Genomic DNA, 20,272 nt, shown 5'->3' on the forward strand with positions numbered 1-20,272 from the left:
CTTGTCCCGCCGACTGCTGGTTGTCTTGCCCCGCCGACTGCGGCTGCTGCTCTTGTCCCGCCGACTCGGACACAGTCGTCACCTGCTCCTTCTGGGTTCTCTGACGAGCCGCTGAGACCAGCGCTCTCCACACCACTACGTGTCTCGCTGCCAAACGGTTCTCGCGTGGTGCGATGTCCCATCCCGCCCAGGCGCACGCCCCCACCTCCCCGGACCTGCCGCTTCGCGGTCCGCGTCGCTTAGGCTCGACCGCGGGCCTTGATCACGGCAGGGCGTGGACGGAGCACACGGGACGGAGGCGGCGCGCATGGCCGTACCGCAGGGACGCAGGAGCAGCACCTTCACCCGGCTGCTGCGGCACGGCTTCACCGACCCCTCCGCCGCGCAGCGGCTGCTGGACTCGCCCGAGGTGGCGGGGGTGCGGGCCGATTCCGTGCTGCTGGACGCGCTCGGGGGGACCGCCGATCCGGATCTGGCGCTGCGCGGGCTGGTGCGGCTGGTGGAGGCGCTGCCCGAGGAGGCCGGGGGCGGGGAGGAGGCGGGGTCGCGGCAGGCGCTGCTGGACACGCTGGTCACCGCCAAGCCGCTGCGGGACCGGCTGCTGGGGGTGCTCGGGGCGTCCGAGGCGCTGGGTGATCATCTGGCCCGGCATCCGCAGGCCTGGCAGTCGCTGGTGACGTACGAACCGGCGGATCTGCATCCGACGACGCCCGAGTTCGAGCAGGCGCTGGCCGAGGGGATCTGGGGCGAGCCGGGGGCGGGGATGCCTCGGCCGGACGCGCTGCGGGTCGCGTACCGCCGGGCGCTGCTGGCGATCGCGGCGCGGGATGTGTGCGGGACGACCGATGTCACGCAGGCGGCGGCCGAGCTGGCGGATCTGGCGACGGCGACGCTGCGGGCGGCGCTGGAGATCGCGGCCGAGGAGCAGCCCGAGGACGCCGCGGCGTGCCGCTTGGCGGTGATCGGGATGGGGAAGTGCGGCGGGCGCGAGCTGAACTACGTCTCGGACGTCGACGTGATCTTCGTGGCGGAGGCCGTGGACGGGATGGAGGAGGGCAAGTCCGTGCAGGCGGCCACCCGGCTGGCCGCGCGGCTGATGCGGATCTGCTCGGACGTGACCATCGAGGGCACGATCTGGCCGGTGGACGCCAATCTCCGGCCGGAGGGGCGCAACGGGCCGCTGGTGCGGACGCTCTCCAGCCATCTGGCCTACTACCAGCGGTGGGCCAAGACCTGGGAGTTCCAGGCGCTGCTGAAGGCCCGGCCGGTGGCGGGCGACGGCGCGCTCGGGCAGGCGTACGTGGACGCGGTGGCGCCGCTGGTCTGGCAGGCCTCCGAGCGCGAGAACTTCGTACCCGATGTGCAGCAGATGCGCCGCCGGGTCGTCGAGAACATCCCGGTCGCGGAGGTCGACCGGGAGCTGAAGCTGGGCCCAGGCGGCCTGCGGGACGTCGAATTCGCCGTGCAGATGCTGCAGTTGGTGCACGGACGGTCCGACGAGTCGCTGCGCAGCGGCACCACCCTGGACGCGCTCGCCGCGCTCGCGGCGGGCGGCTACGTGGGGCGCTCGGACGCGGCCGCGCTGGACGAGGCGTACCGCTTTCTGCGCTCCATGGAGCACCGCATCCAGCTGTACCGGCTGCGCCGCACCCATCTGGTGCCGGAGGACGAGGCGGATCTGCGGCGGCTCGGCCGCTCGCTGAGCTTCCGCACGGAGCCGGTGGCCGAGCTGGGAACGGCGTGGCGGCGGTACGCGCGCGAGGTGCGGCGGCTGCACGAGAAGCTGTTCTACCGGCCGCTACTGGACGCGGTCGCCCAGCTGGAGCCGGGCGAGGCGCGGCTCAGCTCCCGGGCGGCGGGTCAGCGGCTTGAGGCACTGGGCTACGCGGATCCGACCGGCGCCCTACGTCATTTGGAGGCTTTGGCGTCCGGTGTGTCCCGGAAAGCAGCCATTCAGCGTACGCTGCTGCCCGTGCTGCTGGGCTGGTTCGCCGATTCCGCAGACCCGGACGCCGGGCTGCTGGGCTTCCGTAAGGTCTCGGACGCGCTGGGCAAGACGCCCTGGTATCTGCGGCTGCTGCGGGACGAGGGCGCGGCCGCGGAGAACCTGGCGCGGGTGCTCTCCGCCGGGCGCCTCGCCCCCGATCTGCTGCTGCGCGCCCCCGAGGCGGTCGCCCTGCTGGGCGATCCGGAGGGGCTGCGTCCGCGCGGCCGGAACCATCTGGAGCAGGAGGTGCTGGCCGCGGTGGGCCGCGCGGAGGGCGCCGAGCAGGCGGTGGCGGCGGCGCGCGGGGTGCGGCGGCGCGAGCTGTTCCGTACGGCGGCGGCGGACGTGATCGAGAGCGCCCGGCTGGCCAACGGGGCGGTACGGCCCACCGTGAGCTGGCCGCCCCCGGGCGAGGAGCCCGGCACGGCCGCTCCCCACACGGCCCTGCCGTCGAAGGCGCCCGAGGTGCCGCGCGCGCTGCGCGACTCGGAGCCGCACGTTCCGGCCCGTCCCACCGGCCATCCGGCACCGGCCGAGGAGCCGACGGACGCGGCGGGGCTGGCCGATCTGGTCGGCGATGCCGTCTCCGACCTCAACGCCGCGACCATCGCGGGCGCGCTGCGCGCGGCGGTCCGGGACACCTGGGGCGACGAGCTGCCGACCCGCTTCGCGGTGATCGGCCTTGGCCGGTTCGGCGGCCATGAGCTGAGCTACGGCTCGGACGCGGACGTGCTGTTCGTCCACGAGCCGCGCGAGGGCGCCGACGAACAGGAGGCCTCGCGGGCCGCGTTCGCCGTGGCCAACGAGATGCGGCGGCTGCTGCAGCTGCCCACCGCCGATCCGCCGCTGCTCATCGACGCCGATCTGCGCCCGGAGGGCAAGTCCGGCCCGCTGGTGCGCACCCTCGGCTCGTACGCCGCGTACTACCGGCGCTGGTCGCTGGTCTGGGAGAGCCAGGCGCTGCTGCGCGCCGAGCCGGTCGCGGGCGACCCGGGCCTCGGGGCGCGGTTCATCGAGCTGATCGACCCGCTGCGGTATCCGGCCGAGGGGCTGGGCGAGGACGCGATCCGCGAGATCCGCCGCCTCAAGGCCCGGATGGAGTCCGAGCGCCTGCCCCGGGGCGCGGACCCGACCACCCACGCCAAGCTGGGCCGTGGCGGGCTCAGCGATGTGGAGTGGACGGTTCAGCTGCTCCAGATGCGCCACGGCTGGGCGGAGCCGGGGCTGCGTACGACCCGCACCCGCCGCGCCCTGGCGGCGGCGCACGCGGCCGGGCTGATCGACACGGAGGATGCCCAGATCCTGGACGAGGCCTGGGTGCTGGCCACCCGGGTCCGTAACGGCGTGATGCTGGTCCGCGGCCGCCCGGGCGACACGTTCCCGAGCGACTCGCGCGAACTGGCCGCGGTGGGGCGCTACCTGGGCTACGGCCCGGGGCACGTGGGCGAGATGCTGGACGACTACCGCCGTACGACGCGGCGGGCGCGGGCGGTGGTGGAGCGGCTGTTCTACGACTACGAGGACTGACGCCCCGCCGCAGAACAGGGCGCGTCGCGCGGAGCACCGGGCGGCAGCAGCCTGCGCTCGGCGGCGGTGAAGTCGCGGTCCACGGTGGCGCAGAGGCGGCGGAAGGCGCGGCCCGGGTCGAGGTCCATGGTGTGGAACCAGCCCTCGCCCGCGGTGCGGAGGCGGCCGCCGCCGACGGACACGGCGCGCATCCCGCCGGGGTAGGGCAGTTCGGCGACCGAACCGCCCGTGTCGGCGTTCCAGACGGTGAAACGGCCCTCGGTCCCGCCCCGGGTGACCAGGCGGTCCCGCGTGGCGAAGCCCACCAACCTGTCGTCCTCACCGATCGGCAGGGGCTTGTCCAGCGCGGTGCCCCGGTCGGCGTTCCACATGCGCACGAAGTGGTCGGTGTTCTCCGTCGCCAGACGCTCCCCGTCCGGGGTGAAGGCGATGCCCGACCACGGTCTGTCATCGCTGTACTCGCCCTCGACGGGGCCCACCGAGAGGGTCCTGAGACGCTTGCGCGCGCGCAGGTCCCACAGCTGGACTTCTCCGTCCCGGATTCCGTCCCGGGTGACCACCGCCAGCTGGTCGGGGTGGCCGGGCCGGGCGCGGAGCTGTCCGGAGTCCACGAGCATGTCGGAGGCCGCCTCTGGCGAGAGGCGCCCCGCGTTCACCGGCCGGGCCAGCGGCTTCCCGGTGGCCGTGTCGACCCGTACCAGGGTGCCGTTCGTGGTGAGCACGGCGATTCCGCCTCCGCGCATGGGCTCCACGGCCTCCAGCTCCCCCGCCGGTCCGCCGGGCAGGACTCCCGCCAGGTCCAGCGCGGCGCCGGGGCGGGGGCTGTCCGTGGAGATCACCTGGAGGCGGTGCGACCCCCGGCCCCACAGGATGATCCGCCGTGAGTCCGCCGCCCACCGCGGCTCCCAGCCGTACGCCAGGCGGGACGCCGAGGGCAGGGTCACCGTCCTACTCGCTCCCCCATCGGCGGGGCGGATCTCCAGACGGTCGCCGAACACCTTGGCCACATGCTTGCCGTCGGGGGACGGCTGCCACCGCAGGTTGATCGCGTCGACACCCGGGTCGTCCGGGGGCGGTGTCAACGGCACGGCCCGCGCGGTGATGAGCGCGTCCCCGGCGGCGGCGAAGACGGTCAGCGTCCCATCGGTACGCGGCACGGCGCCGAGGGCCTGATCCGTGGTCACGTCGACGGTGGAGGACACCGGGACCCTGGCCGCGTACGTCCTGCCGGTGCGCAGCGCGGTCAGCGTCAGCTGGGCGAAGTACCCGTCCTCGGAGGTCTGCGACGAGACGCTGTACTCGCCGGTGACGTCCGGCTTCACGCCGGGCCCGGCGGGTGCGTTCGCCACGTGCCTGGCCGTACGGCCGACCTTCAGCACCCGGGAACGGCGCTCCTCGCTCGTCTCGACCGTCTGGACCAGTTCGCCCCCTCCCCTGATGTGCACGTCCTCGCGTGCGGGCACGGTCCGCAGCAGACGGCCGGTGCGCAGGTCATGGAGTTCCGCCCGCAGGCGGGGGCGCCGGTCCGCGATGCGGGTGAACACCACCGTTCCAGGATCGGTGGTGAAAGCGGCGTCCGAGCCGTACCCCTCGGATATCAGATCCCGTCCGGTGGGCAGCCGACGGCCGGTCCGCACGTCCCACGCCGAGAGTCCGACGTCCTCTGTGGACTGCGACGTCAGCGTTCTGAGCAACCGTCGGCCGTCGCCGCTGAAGTCCAGCGTGGTCGCGAAGACCTTGAGGCCGGACTCGTCGTCGGTGCGCAGCACGCGCGGTCCGGTGCGCTTCCGCAGATCCCAGACGCGGACGTCCCCATCCGCCGTGCCGATGGCGTAGGCGCGGCCGTCCGGGCTGATGGCGCCGCTGGCGTCGGCGGCCGGGACGCCCGGCAGCCGCCACGGGCGGGGGCGTCCCTCCAGCAGGCCGGTGACCACCGTGACGACGCTGCGCTTGCCGCGCTCCGGGACGGAGCGGATGACCACCGTACGGCCGTCCGGCGTCGCCGTCATGCGCGAGAAGCGGCCCGGCCACGAGGCGGGGTGGCTGCCGGTGAGCCGCTGGCCCCGCGCGTACTGGCGCAGCAGTGCCGCCGACGCCTCCGGTGTGCCACGGGTGCGCCAGGCGGCGAGGGCGAGTTGGAGGGACGTGGCGGGCTGGCTGCCGACGCGGCGGTTGGCCGCCTCGGCGAGCAGGCCGGACGCCTCGGTGCGCCGCTGCTGTTCGATCCGCTGCTGACCGCTCCAGGTGACGAACGACAGGGCCGCCACCACCAGGACCAGCGCGGTGAGCCCGGCGGTCACCATGCGCCACCGCCGTCTGCCGCGCCGCTCGTGGCGGTGGCTCGCCTCGATGTACTGGCGTTCCGCCGGGGTGATGTCCTCGGGCTGCCGGGCCAGGCGGTCGACGGCGGCGGCCAGGGTGCCGCCGCGCAGCAGGCCGCCCGGCTCGTTCCCCTGCTCCCGCCAGCGCCGCCGATCAGCGCGGAGCTGTTCCTGCCACGCCCGGAACTCCTCGGAGTCCACGAGCCAGCGGTGGAGCCTTGGCCAGAGTCTCGTCAGCGCCTCATGGGCCAGGTCGACGATCTCCTCGCCGTCGGGCGCCCGGCCGTGGACCACCAGTTTGGTGGGGCCGAGCTTTCGCGCGAGGGCGCGCAGGTCGGGTTCGAGGTCGGCCGTACGAGCGGGCAGGCGCGAGAAGCCGCCGCTGTCGTCGGCGGGACGGGTGAGCTGGGCGAACAGCCGCCGGGCGGTCGTCTCCTCGGCCTCGGTGACCTGGTCGCGGAAGACGTCTTCGGCGTAGCCCACCAGCGCCCCGGGTACGCCGCCCAGCGCGTCGTAGGCGGCGTGGGTGAGCATCGACCGGCTGCGCCGCTCCCACAGCCGGGTCAGGGCGAACTCGACCAGGGGCATCCGTCCGGGCTCTTCCGCCGCGTCGGCCGCGATCCGCTCGGGCAGCCCCGGCTCGAACCACAGCCCGGGGACGGCGTCGACCGGCGCGGTGATCGCCCGGAGCAGGTTGTCCGAGGACAGCGGGGCGACGAACCGGGTGGCATCGCTGAGCACGTCCGCCGTACGCGGGGTCACGAGGGTGTCGAGGGTTTCGGGCCGCGCGGTGACGACGATGCGCAGGGCCCGCTCCTGCGGTGGCCCGGCCTCGCTGCCGAGGGCGATGAGGAGGCCGAACAGCTCGCGGGCGGCGGCGGGTTCGGACGCGGCGTACTCCTCGAACTGGTCGACGAACAGCACATGCCCACCCGGCCCACCCCGAGCGGCGAGGCGCACCCCCACCCCGGCGGCCACGCCAAGCCCGATGCCCACCTCGGGCACGGCGCCCGCCGCAGAATCGGCACCCGGCGCACGATCAGCGTCCGCCCCGGAACCGGCCCCCGGCCCAGGGACAGCAGCCCGCTCGGGACAGGCGTCCGCCCCGAATCCGGCTTCCGCCCCAGAATCGACCCCAGCCGCATGCCCGGCACCCGGCGCAGGATCGGCACCCAGCCCGGAACCGGTATCAGGACCGGGGACGGCGGCCCGCTCGGCGCAGGCGTCCGCCGCATGGCCGCCCATCCCGGGATCGGCACCCACCCCGGAGCCGGGGGCCAGCCCAGAATCCGCCCCCGGTCCGGGGGCGGCGCCCGCCGCGCGCCCGGCGTCCGCCGCAGCATCGGCGACCGCCGCATGCTCCGCGCCCTGCGCGGGGGCCGCATCCGCCGCATTCCCGCTGCCCAGCCCGGGAGCGGCGGCCAGCCCGGAGCCGGAGTCCCGCCCGGGGGCAGCGCCCGGTTCGGGGCCGGAACTCGGCCCGGAACCGGAACCGGCATCCGCCGCCGATCCCCGCAGCAGGTCGGCCAGTTCCGCTGCCATCCGGAGGCGGGCCACCTCGTCCGCGTGCGGCTCCAGGAGCGGGATCACGGTGCGGGCGAGGGCATCCACCGGGCGCGCCCCGGGGACTGGGCGGAGTTCGGAGATCGTTGTGCCCGCCGCCCGTAACGCGGGGAGCAGGCCGGCCCGGACCAGGGACGACTTACCGCATCCCGACGGGCCGACGACCACGGTCAGCATGGCGCGGCCGACGGCGGCGCGCAGGCGGCGGGCGTCGTCCTCGCGGCCGTGGAAGAACTCCTCGTCCTCCTCCCGGAACTGCGACAGGCCCCGGAAGGGACAGCGGGGGCGCAGCACCCGCTCGTCGACCAGGGACGCGGACGGGATGAGGTAGGCGGTGGTCGAGGCGTCGCCCCGCTGGACGGCCACGGTCATGCCGACGACGCCGCCCTGCGCCTCGTCCCACACCGGGGAGCCGCTGAAGCCGGGTGTGACGCGGCGGCCCGCCGACTCCGCTTCCATCTGCAGCCAGCCCGCGCTCTGCGGCCCGCGCAGCGTCCCGGCCACCCATACGCCCTGTTCGGCACCGCGCGGGTAGCCCAGTACGCGGAAGCCGTGGCCCCACACCTGCGTACCGTCCACCAGCGGGACCGGGCGGGCGCCGGGCACCGGGCGGTCCAGCCTCAGCAGCGCGACGTCACCCGTACCGTCGTCGGCCCACCGCCAGGTCGCGACGGTGGCATGCGCGGCCGGTACGGACCCTTCCGCATCGCGCAGCAGTGGGAAGTCCAACCGCACCGCACCGGCCGGGGGTCGCACGGGGACCTCGGGCAGGTCGAGCGCCCGGGCCACGACATGGGCGCAGGTGCACACCACGTCCGCGGCCACGAGGAATCCGGCGCCGACGACAGCCCCGGACGCGGTACGGATCCGTACCAGCGCGGGCGTCAGGGCGTCCTCTTCGCGAACAGCTGCCACCGTCACGTACCCCCGACCCCCGTCGTGTCCGCACCCGCACTCACGGTAGCCGACCGCACCCCCTCACGGGGAGCGGTCGGCCGGGGGCTTGACCGCGACGATGGGGACGGGGCTCTGCAGCAGCAGCCGCTGGCTGACGCTGCCCAGGAAGGCCTTGCCCACCGGGGAGCGGCGCCGGATGCCGATGACGAGGCGGTCGATGCCGGGGCGGGCCTCGATCTCGTCCAGGACGGCGTCGACCGGGTCCCGGTCGCCGGGGCCGCTGCGTTCGACGAGCGTGATCGTGAGGTCGTCGGGCAGGCCGGTGTGGTCCAGCGCCGACAGGCGCAGGTTGACGACGACCAGGTCGGTGCCCAGCAGCCGGGCTTCGGCGATGCCCGCGACCAGGGCCTGGTCTCCTTCGCGGCCCTCGGCGACGGCGGTCATGACGGTCATGGTGGGTGAACCCTTCTTTCGCGAGGGGATGGATCAGGAGTAGCGCGCGCGGAAGTCGTCCTCCAGCTCCTCCAGCGAGCGGTCCTTGGTCTCGGGGACGCACTTCCCGATGAAGACGAGGGCCAGCACACCGAAGGCGGCGAAGGCGAGGAAGGTGTTGGAGATGCCCATGGCCTTGACGACGGGCGGGAAGCCGAGCGCCACCAGGGCGTTGGCCATCCACAGCACGAAGATGCTGATGCCGATGGCCATGCTGCGGATCTTCAGCGGGAACATCTCGGAGAGGATGAGCCAGACCAGCGGCCCGATGGTGGCCTGCATGGAGAAGACGAAGAGCACGACGAACACGAGGATGAACCAGGCCTTCGCGGCGCCGTCCGGCATCAGCATCGCGGAGAGGCCGACCAGCAGGTGGAACGTCGTGGTCAGGGCGAACCCGCCGAGCAGCATGGTGCGCCGCTTGAGCTTGTTGATGACCGACAGGCCCACGGTGATGCCGATGACGCTGAACGCGCCGTTCAGGGTGTTCGCGATGATGGCCGAGTCGCCCGAGAACCCGGCGTCGCCGAGCAGTTGGGTGCCGTAGTACATGACGGAGTTGATGCCGGTGAACTGCTGACAGATGCCCAGCGCGGCCCCGATCAGGATGAGCACGCGGACCCAGCGCACCCCGAGGTCCACCGCACCGGCGGTCTTCGCGGTCCGCTCCTCCTCGGCGAGCCGGTGGACCTCGGCCATCTCCGCCTGGGCGCGCTCGGCGGTGCGTACCTGGGACAGGACCGCGAGCGCCTCGTCGTCCCGGCCCTGGGCGACCAGCCAGCGCGGACTCTCCGGCAGCCGCAGCATGCCGATGAACAGCCCGATCGCGGGCAGCAGGGCGACCAGCAGCATGATCCGCCAGACGCCGTCGCTCTCGCCCCAGATGTTGAAGATGAGCGCGTTGATGACGAACGCGGCGAACTGGCCGCTCACGATCATCACCTCGTTGCGGGTGACGATGCTGCCACGCCGCTCGACCGGGGCGATCTCGGCCAGGTAGACGGGAACCGTCGCCGACGCACCGCCCACGGCGAGCCCGAGGATGAACCGGAACAGGGCCAGGATCTCCCAGTTCGGCGACAGGACACAGCCCACGGTGCCGACCATGAACACCAGGGCCAGCATGAGGATGTTGTGGCGGCGGCCGTACCGGTCGGACATCGCCCCGCCGATCATGGCGCCGAAGGCGGCGCCGAAGACCAGGATGCTGACGACCACTCCCTCGGTGAACGCGGTCAGACCGAGATCGGCGGTGAGCGGTTCAAGAGCACCGTTGATCACACCGGTGTCGTAACCGAACAGCAGGCCGCCGAAGGTCACGATGACGGAGACGAGGCCCAGGCGTCGCGAGTGGGGTCCCGGTGCGTCCGGCGGCAATCCGTGGGAGGCGGGGCTTGGGCTGGTCCTGGTCATGCCGGTGGCTCCTCTTCGAGCGTTCCTGGGGGAAGTTCGTGGAAGTTCATGGAAGTTCAGCCCCGGTCCGGCGAGGGGCGGGCGGCGTGCGCCGACGGGGGTACGCCGGTTCAGCGCGCTCAGGCGACCGTGTGGTGTGCGGCGGCGCCGGGTTGGGGGCGGGCATGGTTCAGCCGCGGCGACAGCGCCCCCGCGTCGTGTGTGACGCACAGCCGGGCGCTTGTTCGTACTACTAATACGTACTAGGTTCCCGGTACTATGTGCTGCGGTGTTATGCATGTCAATACCTGAGCGCGGGAGGCACGCATGCGAGATCCAGGGATCACCGACCAGACGGGCGTACCTGGATCGCCCCCGATACGCCCGAAACGCCCGACCATGTCCGACGTCGCGGCGCGCGTGGGCGTCTCACAGGCCCTCGTTTCCCTGGTGTTCCGCAACCAGCCCGGCGCGAGTTCCCTCACCCGCCAGCGCGTGTTCGAGGCCGCCGAGGAGCTGGGCTACCGCCCCGACACCGCCGCCCAGCTGCTGCGCCGCAACCGAAGCCGCCAGCTGGGCGTGCTGTTCACCATGCGCCACCCGCACGACGTCGGCATCGTCGAGGCCCTCTACCCCGCCGCCCAGAAGCACGGCTACCACCTCGCACTCAGTGCCATGGTCGCCACCCGCGACGAGCGCCAGGCCGTGGAGCAACTGCTCGGCCTGCGCAGCGAAGCCATCATCATCATCGGCGCCGAGTCCAGCCCGCAGCACCTGGCCAGGGTCGCGGGCCACACGCCCCTGATAGAGATCAGCCCGTGCACACGGGCCGCCGGAGTGGACGTCGTACGGACCGCCGACACCAGGGGGATACGGCAGGCCGTCGACCACCTCACCGAACTCGGCCACCGCGCCATCATCCACATCGACGGCGGCACGATGCCCGCCGCCGACGAACGGCGGCGCGGCTACCGCACCGCCATGGAGCGCCACGGACTCGCCGAGCACATCCGGATCCTCCCCGGCGACTACACCGAGGAGTCCGGCGCCCGGGCGGCCCGGGAACTCCTGCGCCAGGGCGAGCTGCCCACCGCCGTCATCGCGGGCAACGACCGCTGCGCCCACGGCGTGCTCAACACGTTCCTGCGCGCGGGCCTCACCGTGCCGACGGACGTGTCCATCGTCGGCTACGACGACAGCCAGCTCGCCCAGCTCTCCTTCATCGACCTCACCTCGGTGCGCCAGGACACCACCGAGGTGGCCGAACGCGCGGTCCGGGCGGCCGTCGAACGCCTCGACGAGGGCCGCACCGCGGACCGCGACATCGTCCTCGACCCGACCCTCGTCATCCGAGGCAGCACGGGCCCGCCCCGCACCCGCTGAGCCCGCCGCGCTACAGAACCGCTACAGCACCGGCAGGCTCTTGCGCAGCTCGAAGGGGGTGACCTCCGAGCGGTACTCCTCCCACTCCTGCTTCTTGTTGCGCAGGAAGAAGTCGAAGACGTGCTCGCCGAGCGTCTCGGCGACCAGTTCGCTGCGCTCCATCAGGGTGATGGCCTCGCCGAGGTTCTGCGGCAGCGGCTCGATGCCGAGCGAGCGGCGCTCGGCGTCGGACAGCGCCCAGACGTCGTCGTCGGCGCCCGCCGGGAGTTCGTAGCCGCCCTCGATGCCCTTGAGACCAGCGGCCAGCAGGACGGCGTAGGAGAGGTACGGGTTGGCGCCGGAGTCCAGGGAGCGGACCTCGACCCGGGTGGAGCCGGTCTTGCCGGGCTTGTAGAGCGGGACCCGGACCAGCGCGGAGCGGTTGTTGTGGCCCCAGCAGATGTACGAGGGGGCCTCGCCGCCCGCGCCCGCAGTGCGCTGGGAGCCGCCCCAGATGCGCTTGTACGAGTTGACCCACTGGTTGGTCACGGCCGAGATCTCCCCGGCGTGACGGAGCAGCCCGGCGATGAAGGAGCGGCCGACCTTGGAGAGCTGGAACTCGGCGCCCGACTCGTAGAACGCGTTGCGGTCGCCCTCGAAGAGGGAGAGGTGGGTGTGCATGCCCGAGCCGGGGTACTCGGAGAACGGCTTCGGCATGAAGGTGGCCTGGACGCCCTGCTCCAGCGCGACCTGCTTCATGACCAGGCGGAAGGTCATGATGTTGTCGGCGGTGGAGAGCGCGTCGGCGTAGCGCAGGTCGATCTCCTGCTGCCCGGGGGCGCCCTCGTGGTGGGAGAACTCGACCGAGATGCCCATCGATTCGAGCATGGTGATCGCCTGGCGGCGGAAGTCCATGCCGATGTTCTGCGGGGTGTGGTCGAAGTAGCCGGAGGAGTCGGCGGGCACCGGGCGGGTGCCGTCCATCGGCTTCTGCTTGAGCAGGAAGAACTCGATCTCGGGGTGGGTGTAGAAGGTGAAGCCGAGGTCGGAGGTCTTGGCGAGGATGCGCTTGAGCACGAAGCGCGGATCGGCGAAGGAGGGGGAGCCGTCCGGCATCAGGATGTCGCAGAACATCCGGGCGGTCCCGGGGGCCTCGGCGCGCCAGGGCAGGATCTGGAAGGTGCCGGGGTCCGGCTTGGCGATCATGTCGGATTCGTAGACCCGGGCGAAGCCCTCGATCGCGGAGCCGTCGAAGCCGATACCCTCGTCGAAGGCGCCCTCCAGCTCGGCGGGTGCGACGGCCACGGACTTGAGGAAACCGAGGACATCGGTGAACCACAGCCGCACGAACCGGATGTCGCGCTCTTCGAGAGTACGGAGCACGAACTCCTGCTGCTTATCCATGGTCCCCTATCCTTGCAGGTCAAACGGCTCTTTCAACGGGCGCGGGGCACCTCGACAGCCCCAGTATCACGCGGCGGGGTTTCGGCGAGGTTTCCAACCCGCCCCGACCCGCTCCTCGCGCTCCGACACGATGGGTGCATCGTACTTTCATGCGGCCCGCTCCCGGACCCGCGCGTTCGGCGGGACGGGGCAGGACGGGGGTGACCTAGGGCGACTCAAGCCCACCTCCGGTCCACAATGACCCATTTTGATACCCCTTAGGGGTAAGCTGTCGCATTATCATGATCATCGGAGGATGAGACCGGAGCGGAGCGCTCATGCGACACGAACACTCTCGCCGCGCCGTGCTCGGCGCGGGAATCGCCGTCGCGAGCGGCAGTCTGCTCGGCGCCTGCACGTCCCCGGGCGGCGACTACGGAATGGACAACTCCGGGCTGGGCGGGAACGCGGGACCGGCCGCGGCGCCCCCGTCGGAGTACATCTCCCCGCACGGCCCGGAGGTCCAGGACCGCGAGCACCGGCGTGGCCCTGGACCGGACCGGCACGTCCAGCTCACCGCCACCGCCACCACGCTGGACCTCGGCGCCCGCAAGGTGAAGTCCTGGGCGTACGAGGACCAGGTGCCCGGCCAGGCGCTCCGGGTCACCGCGGGCGAGACCCTCGCCCTCACCCTCGTCAACCAGCTGCCACAGCCCACCACGCTGCACTGGCACGGCATCCGGCTGCGCAACGACATGGACGGCGTCCCCGGCATCACCCAACCGGCGCTCAAGACCGGCGAGGCCTTCGACTACCGCTTCACGGCGGTCAACCCGGGCACGTACTGGGTCCACCCGCACACCGGCGTCCAGCTCGACCGGGGGCTGTACGCGCCGCTGATCGTCGAGGACCCGAAGGAGCCGCTGAAGTACGACAAGGAGTGGATCGTCGTCCTCGACGACTGGCTCGACGGGGTGGGCGGCCGGACCCCGGACAAGGTGCTGCGGCAGCTGAACGGCGGCCGTCCCATGGCCCACGGAATGGACCACGGGTCGGCGGCGGGCACGGCGAGTGCGGCGGCCTCGACAAGTGCGGCGAGTGCGGCAGGTGCGATGGGTGCGCCAGGTGCGATGGGCGCGGTGGGTGTGGTGGGCGCGGTGGGGGCGACCAGCGCGCCGCCGATGGCCCGGCACGGCGCCAAGCCGTCCCCCTCCCCCACCCGCTCCGCCGCGTCCGCCGCGCCGACCGGCGGCACGAGCAGGCTGCTGGGCGGCGACGCGGGCCACGTGACGTACCCGTACTACCTCATCAACGGGCGCACCCCCGACTCCCCGCAGGTCTTCCGGGCCAAGCGCGGCGACCGCATCCGGATCCGGATCATCAACGCGGGCGGCGACACCGCCTTCCGGGTGGCGCTCGGCGGCCACAAGATGACCATCACCCACACCGACGGCTATCCCGTGCGGCACAAGACCACCGACGCGCTGCTGCTGGGCATGGGCGAGCGGTACGACGTACTGGTCACCGCGAAGAGCGGGGTGTTCCCGCTGGCCGCGCTCGCCGAGGGCAAGAAGCGGTCCACGCTGGCCGTGCTCCACACGAGCGGCAAGGGTGCGAAGAAGTTCAAGCGCCCCAAGGAGCTGGACGGCAAGCTGGTCTGGGCGGACCAGCTGAAGGCCGACGAATCGGTTCGGCTGGAGTCGCGCCCGCCGGACCGCACGATCAGGATGCGGCTCACCGGCTCGATGCGGAAGTTCGACTGGGCGATCAACGGCAAGCCGTACGAGCCGTCGCAGCGCTATCCGGTGCGGGCGGGCGAGCGGGTGCGGCTGACCTTCATCAACGGCACCCCGATGTGGCATCCGGTGCATGTGCACGGCCACACCTACGGGCTGCCGGACGGCGGGGCGCGCAAGGACACCACGATCCTGCTGCCGCACCGGAAGGTGAGCGTCGACTTCGACGCGGACAATCCGGGGCTGTGGATGGTCCACTGCCACAACGTCTACCACTCGGAGTCGGGGATGATGACGATCCTCGGTTACCAGAAGTAACGACGGCTCGGGCCGGGGTCCGGCCGCAGGAGGTGTTCTCGGACACGCACCGGCCATCGCGTCAGACAGACGATTACACTGGGCGCCGTGCCTCAACTTCGCCTCGCTCTGAACCAGATCGACTCGACCGTCGGCGACCTCGCCGGGAACGCCGAGTCGATAGTCCACTGGACCCGGCACTCCGCCGAGCAGGGCGCCCATCTGGTGGCGTTCCCCGAGATGGCGCTGACCGGGTACCCCGTCGAGGATCTGGCCCTGCGCTCCTCCTTCGTCGAGGCGTCGCGCACCGCGCTGCGCGCGCTCGCCGAGCGGCTGGACGCCGAGGGTCTGGGCGAGCTGCCGGTGATCGTCGGCTATCTCGACCGCAGTGAGCGGGCCCGGCGGTACGGCCAGCCCGCCGGCTCCCCGCAGAACGCCGCCGCCGTGCTGCACCGCGGCTCCGTCGTGCTCACCTTCGCCAAGCACCATCTGCCGAACTACGGCGTCTTCGACGAGTTCCGGTACTTCGTGCCCGGCGACACCATGCCCGTCGTCCGCGTCCACGGCATCGACGTCGCGCTCGCCATCTGCGAGGACCTCTGGCAGGACGGCGGCCGGGTGCCCGCCGCCCACTCCGCCGGGGCCGGGCTGCTGCTGTCGATCAACGCCTCGCCGTACGAGCGCGAGAAGGACGACACCCGGCTGGACCTGGTCCGCAAGCGCGCCCAGGAGGCGGGCTGCACCACCGCGTACCTGGCGATGATCGGCGGCCAGGACGAGCTGGTCTTCGACGGCGACTCGATCATCGTCGACCGCGACGGCGAAGTGGTGGCCCGCGCCCCGCAGTTCGCCGAGGGCTGCGTCGTGGTCGACCTCGACCTGCCCGCCGCCGACCCGGACGCCGTTCCGGAAGGCGTCGTGGACGACGGGCTGCGCATCGACCACCGCACCCTCTCCGCCGGCCCCCTCCCCGCCTACGAACCCGAGCCGGGGCTCGCGGGCGGCGAGGCGGAGCGGCTCGGCGACGACGAGGAGATCTACACCGCGCTGGTGGTCGGGCTGCGGGCCTATGTCGCGAAGAACGGATTCCGCAGCGTGCTGATCGGGCTCTCCGGCGGCATCGACTCCGCCCTCGTCGCGGCCATCGCGTGCGACGCGGTCGGCGCGCAGAACGTCTACGGCGTGGCCATGCCGTCCCGCTACTCCTCCGAGCACTCGATCGCCGACGCGGACGAGCTGGCGCGGCGCACCGGGCTCAACTTCCGCACCGTCCCGATCGCCCCGATGTTCGACGCCTACATGGGCTCGCTGCACCTGACCGGGCTCGCCGAGGAGAACCTGCAGTCGCGGCTGCGCGGCACGATGCTGATGGCGCTCTCCAACCAGGAGGGCCACATCGTCCTCGCCCCGGGCAACAAGTCCGAGCTGGCGTGCGGGTATTCGACGCTCTACGGGGACTCCGTGGGCGCGTACGGCCCCATCAAGGACGTCTACAAGACGTCCATCTTCCGGCTGGCGAAGTGGCGCAACCGCGCGGCGGGCGAGCGGGGCCAGACCCCGCCCATCCCCGAGAACTCCATCACCAAGCCGCCGAGCGCGGAGCTGCGGCCGGGCCAGGTCGACACCGACTCCCTCCCGGACTACGACGTGCTCGACCGCATCCTGGAGCTGTACGTCGACCGCGACCAGGGGCGGCAGGAGATCGTCGCGGCGGGCTACGACGATGAGCTGGTGACGCGGATCCTGCGGCTGGTCGACACGGCGGAGTACAAGCGCCGCCAGTACCCGCCGGGGACGAAGATCTCCGCCAAGGGCTTCGGCAAGGACCGCCGCCTGCCGATCACCAACCGCTGGCGCGAACGGGGCTGATGTCCCGGGGGCTCCGCCCCCGGACCCCCGCCGGGGCTCCGCCCCGGACCCCGGTGCGCGGGTGCCGGGGTGCGCGGGTGCCGGGGTGCGCGGGTGCCGAGGTGCGCGGGTGCCGAGGTGCGCGGGTGCCGGGTGCGGCGCCTCCGGGGCAGGGCCCTGGACCGTATATTTACGGCGCCGCCGCCCGGGAACGTGGGGTCGGCCGGAAGTCCACGGCGCCACAAATACACGTCAGCGTCCAGGACCCCACCCCTGCGACCCCGCCCCCTCCGCCGAGTAGCGACCCCCCGCCGGTGGTCCCAACCCCGGGCACGGTTCCGGCCCGCCCGGTGGCCGGGTGTCGGGCGGGGGTGGGAGCGACCCCGCCCCTCCGCGCTGTCGGCGGCCACCCGCCGGTGTCCTCGGGTCCGGCTCCGGGTGCGCCGGGTCCAGCCCCTCCGGCGCTTGAGGAGCGGGGTGCAGGGGCGGAGCTCCTGGTTACGGGAAGGGGCGGGGTGGGGGAAGAACCGGCGGTGGCAGAGGGGCTGGCGGGGTGGTGGGGTGGGCTTGCAGGGACTGGAGCAGGAGGGCCACCAGGCGGCGGGAGGCGGCTGGAGACTCCGTACCGATGCCGCCGTTGGCCATGATCAGCAGCTTGATGTCGTCCGGTACGAAGTCGGCCCGCAGGTGTCCGCTCTGCTTGGCGCGCCGCGTCAGCTCGGCGAAGCGGCGCAGGTGGTGGTCGCGGACGCGCTCGAAGTCGGTGGCCAGCGTGCCGGGGAGGGTGGCGAGGAAGGCGGCCGTGAAGCCCCGGTCGTCGGCCTGCATCGCGCACACCTTCTCGATGAACACGCAGAACCCGCGCCAGGGGTCGGGGTCGGCGAGGGCGGCGTCGAGGGTCGCCACGCAGTGGTCCAGCTGATCGGCGAAGGTCGCGGCGACCAGGTCTCCCTTCGCGGGGAAGTGGCGGTAGAGCGTCGCGGGCCCGACACCGGCCCGGCGGGCGATCTCGCGCATCGGCACATCGAGCCCCTGAGCGGCGAACGTGGCACCGGCGACCTCGATGATGCGGTCGCGGTTGCGGCGGGCGTCGGTGCGCTTCCGAGACGGTTCGTCGATCATGTCTCTCACTTTAAGGCGAAACGGACGCCCTGTTCCGGTTCGCTGTTAGCGTCAGCCACATGTTTGCGCTTCAGTACTCAGAGCTGGGCCCATCCGACGTCCTCACCATCGGCGAGGCCGATGAACCGCACGCCGGGCCGGGTGAGATCCGTATCGCCGTACGGACCGTCGGGGTCACCCCGGCGGACCACAAGCTGCGCTCCGGGGCGATCCCCGAGGAGCTGCGGCTCGGGCTCGCCCTGCCGCATATCCCCGGGGTGGACGCCGCGGGAGTCGTGGACGAGATCGGTGAGGGCGTGACGGGCGTCGCGGTCGGGGACGCCGTCTTCGGGGTGGTCGACATCGGCCGGCTCGGGGGCGCGGCGGCCGAGTTCGCCGTACTGGCCGCCTGGGCCGCCAAGCCGGACGCGCTGAGCTGGGAGGAGGCGGGCGGCGCGGCGGCCAATGTGGAGACCGCGACCCGCGCCCTGAATCTGCTGGGCGTCACGGCGGGCACGACGCTGCTGATCGAGGGCGCGGCCGGGGGCGTCGGCACGACGGCGATCCAGCTCGCGGCCGCCCGCGGGGCCACCGTGATCGGCACGGCCCGGGAGGCGAACCACGCGTTCCTCACCGGGCTCGGGGCGACGCCCACCACCTACGGCCCCGGGCTCGCGGACCGGGTCGCGGCGCCCGGCGGGGTCGACGCGGTGCTGGACGCGGCGGGCTCGGGCTCGCTGCCGGACCTCGTCGCCATCGCGGGGGACGCCCGGCGGGTGGTGTCGGTGGCCGACATGGCCGCGCAGGACCACGGCGTCCACCTGACCTGGGCGGGCAGCGGGGACGCGCCCGGCAACGACGGGCTCGCGGTGGCGGCGGCGCTGGCCGAAGAGGGCCGGTTCCGGGTGCCGCTGCACGAGGTGTTCCCGCTGGCGGACGCGGCGAAGGCCCATGAGCTGAGCGCCACCGGCCGCGTCCGGGGGAAGATCGTGCTGACGGTGCCGTAGACAGACGCGCCCCCGCCGTGCGGCGGGGGCGCGTTCGTAACAGAAAGGGTCAGCGCACCTCGGACAGCGTGGGGACCGATTCACTGCCCGCCACGACGCGGGACTTCTCCGAGGAGCCTCGGTCCAGCAGCCCCGCGATCACCGCTATCGCCAGGCCGACCACCGCGAGCGCCGCGCCGACCAGGGTCGGGGACGTCCAGCCCCAGCCCGCCGCGATGGCGACGCCGCCGATCCAGGCGCCGCCCGCGTTGGCGAGGTTGAACGCGGAGTGGTTGGAGGCGGAGGCGAGGGTCGGGGCGTGCTTCGCCTTGTTCATGACGAGCATCTGCAGCGGGGTGGTGGTCATGAAGCCCACCGCGCCGAGCAGGACGACCGAGACCAGCGCCGCCCACTTGATGTGCACGGTGAAGTTGAACACCACCAGCATCACGGCCAGCGCCGCCAGAGACCCGTACAGCGTGGGCCGCAGCGCGCGGTCGGTGAGCGGGCCCGCGACCAGCGCGCCCAGGGTCATGCCGATGCCGAAGAGGGCGAGCACGATCGTGACGGAGGACTCGGCGAAGCCGGTGACCTCGGTCACCATCGAGGCCAGGTAGCTGTAGACGGCGAAGACACCGGCGAAGCCGAAGACCGCGGTGAGCAGCCCGAGCAGCACCTGACGGTTGCCGAGGGCGCGCAGCTCGTGGCCGAGGCCGCCGTGCTGGTCCCGCGGCACCTGCGGCACGAGCCGGGCGAGCGCGGCCATGGCCACCAGGCCGATGCCGGTCACGACGAGGAAGGTGGCGCGCCAGCCAAGACCCTGGCCGAGCGCCGTGCCCACCGGCACGCCGACGATGTTGGCGATCGTCAGCCCCAGGAACATGGTGGCGACCGCGCGGGCCTGCTTCTCCTCGCTCACCAGCCGGGAGGCGACCACCGCGCCGACGCCGAAGAACGCGCCGTGCGGCAGTCCGGCGAGCACCCGCCCGGCGAGCAGCAGCCCGAACGAGGGGGCGAGGGCGGAGGCGAGGTTGCCGACCGTGAAGAGCCCCATCAGCAGCACGAGCATGCGTTTGCGCGGGATGCGCGCGCCGAGGGCGGTGAGCAGCGGGGCGCCGATGACGACGCCGATGGCATAGGCGGAGACGAGATAGCCAGCGGTCGGCACCGAGGTGCTCAGATCGTCGGCGACGTTGGGCAGCAGGCCCATCATCACGAACTCTGTGGTGCCGATACCGAAGGCAGAGATCGCCAAGGCGAGCAGTGCCAGGGGCATGAGAGACCTTTCACAAGCGGTGAGGAAGAGGAGATCGCGCGTATGTTCTCTACCGGAACAAAGTCTCTCACGCGCTTTATTTCCGGAGCACCATCCTCAAGGTG

General features: G+C 72.6%; 11 protein-coding genes. 5 read left to right on the forward strand and 6 right to left on the reverse strand.

Features of this window, described 5'->3' with window-relative positions; genetic code table 11:
- Nucleotides 1-307: 307 nt before the first annotated feature.
- Nucleotides 308-3,514, forward strand: a complete 3,207-nt coding sequence (locus ACFV9T_RS10650; RefSeq protein WP_385438344.1) for a bifunctional [glutamine synthetase] adenylyltransferase/[glutamine synthetase]-adenylyl-L-tyrosine phosphorylase — start codon at nucleotides 308-310, stop codon at nucleotides 3,512-3,514.
- On the opposite strand, the gene ACFV9T_RS10655 is transcribed toward ACFV9T_RS10650, so the two are convergent.
- The 3 genes from ACFV9T_RS10655 to ACFV9T_RS10665 form a co-directional block, all read right to left on the reverse strand.
- Nucleotides 3,502-8,313: a trypsin-like serine protease gene (locus tag ACFV9T_RS10655; protein WP_385438347.1), complete on the reverse strand. Its 4,812-nt coding sequence runs from the start codon at nucleotides 8,311-8,313 to the stop codon at nucleotides 3,502-3,504. The genes ACFV9T_RS10650 and ACFV9T_RS10655 overlap by 13 nt on opposite strands.
- Nucleotides 8,314-8,376: 63 nt before the next feature.
- On the reverse strand, nucleotides 8,377-8,748 hold the full coding sequence (locus ACFV9T_RS10660; protein ID WP_385438349.1) for a universal stress protein: 372 nt from the start codon (nucleotides 8,746-8,748) through the stop codon (nucleotides 8,377-8,379).
- A 33-nt stretch (nucleotides 8,749-8,781) separates the two neighbouring features.
- The gene (locus ACFV9T_RS10665) at nucleotides 8,782-10,200 is read right to left on the reverse strand and encodes a sugar porter family MFS transporter (RefSeq protein ID WP_385438351.1); all 1,419 of its coding nucleotides are present in this window, start codon (nucleotides 10,198-10,200) and stop codon (nucleotides 8,782-8,784) included.
- A 378-nt stretch (nucleotides 10,201-10,578) separates the two neighbouring features.
- Here ACFV9T_RS10665 and ACFV9T_RS10670 point away from each other — a divergent pair, with 378 nt between their 5' ends.
- Nucleotides 10,579-11,562 carry a LacI family DNA-binding transcriptional regulator gene (locus tag ACFV9T_RS10670; RefSeq protein ID WP_385438354.1) on the forward strand — a complete coding sequence of 328 codons (984 nt, stop codon included), beginning with the start codon at nucleotides 10,579-10,581 and terminating at the stop codon, nucleotides 11,560-11,562.
- Nucleotides 11,563-11,583: 21 nt separating this feature from the next.
- Here ACFV9T_RS10670 and ACFV9T_RS10675 read toward each other — a convergent pair whose 3' ends face one another.
- Nucleotides 11,584-12,945, reverse strand: coding sequence for a glutamine synthetase family protein (locus ACFV9T_RS10675; RefSeq protein ID WP_385438356.1), 1,362 nt, complete (start codon nucleotides 12,943-12,945; stop codon nucleotides 11,584-11,586).
- A 317-nt stretch (nucleotides 12,946-13,262) separates the two neighbouring features.
- Here ACFV9T_RS10675 and ACFV9T_RS10680 point away from each other — a divergent pair, with 317 nt between their 5' ends.
- Together ACFV9T_RS10680 and ACFV9T_RS10685 are read left to right on the forward strand one after the other, a co-directional pair.
- Nucleotides 13,263-14,978 (forward strand): multicopper oxidase family protein, encoded by a 1,716-nt coding sequence (locus ACFV9T_RS10680; protein WP_385438357.1) that lies wholly within the window; start codon nucleotides 13,263-13,265, stop codon nucleotides 14,976-14,978.
- Between the two features lie 87 nt (nucleotides 14,979-15,065).
- Entirely contained in the window at nucleotides 15,066-16,826 is a 1,761-nt protein-coding gene (locus tag ACFV9T_RS10685; RefSeq protein ID WP_385438359.1) for an NAD+ synthase, read from the forward strand.
- 477 nt (nucleotides 16,827-17,303) lie between these two features.
- Here the strand turns inward: ACFV9T_RS10685 and ACFV9T_RS10690 are convergent, their stop codons facing one another.
- Nucleotides 17,304-17,927 (reverse strand): TetR/AcrR family transcriptional regulator, encoded by a 624-nt coding sequence (locus ACFV9T_RS10690; protein ID WP_385438360.1) that lies wholly within the window; start codon nucleotides 17,925-17,927, stop codon nucleotides 17,304-17,306.
- A gap of 59 nt (nucleotides 17,928-17,986) precedes the next feature.
- On the opposite strand from ACFV9T_RS10690, the gene ACFV9T_RS10695 reads away from it, so the two are divergent.
- A complete protein-coding gene (locus ACFV9T_RS10695; RefSeq protein ID WP_385438362.1) occupies nucleotides 17,987-18,913 on the forward strand; it encodes an NADP-dependent oxidoreductase in 927 nt (308 codons plus the stop codon).
- Between the two features lie 49 nt (nucleotides 18,914-18,962).
- On the opposite strand, the gene ACFV9T_RS10700 is transcribed toward ACFV9T_RS10695, so the two are convergent.
- Entirely contained in the window at nucleotides 18,963-20,168 is a 1,206-nt protein-coding gene (locus ACFV9T_RS10700) for an MFS transporter (protein ID WP_385438364.1), read from the reverse strand.
- Nucleotides 20,169-20,272 lie beyond the last annotated feature (104 nt).

Origin of the sequence: Streptomyces sp. NPDC059850 (genome assembly GCF_042731515.1) — a bacterium.
Classification (GTDB): domain Bacteria; phylum Actinomycetota; class Actinomycetes; order Streptomycetales; family Streptomycetaceae; genus Streptomyces.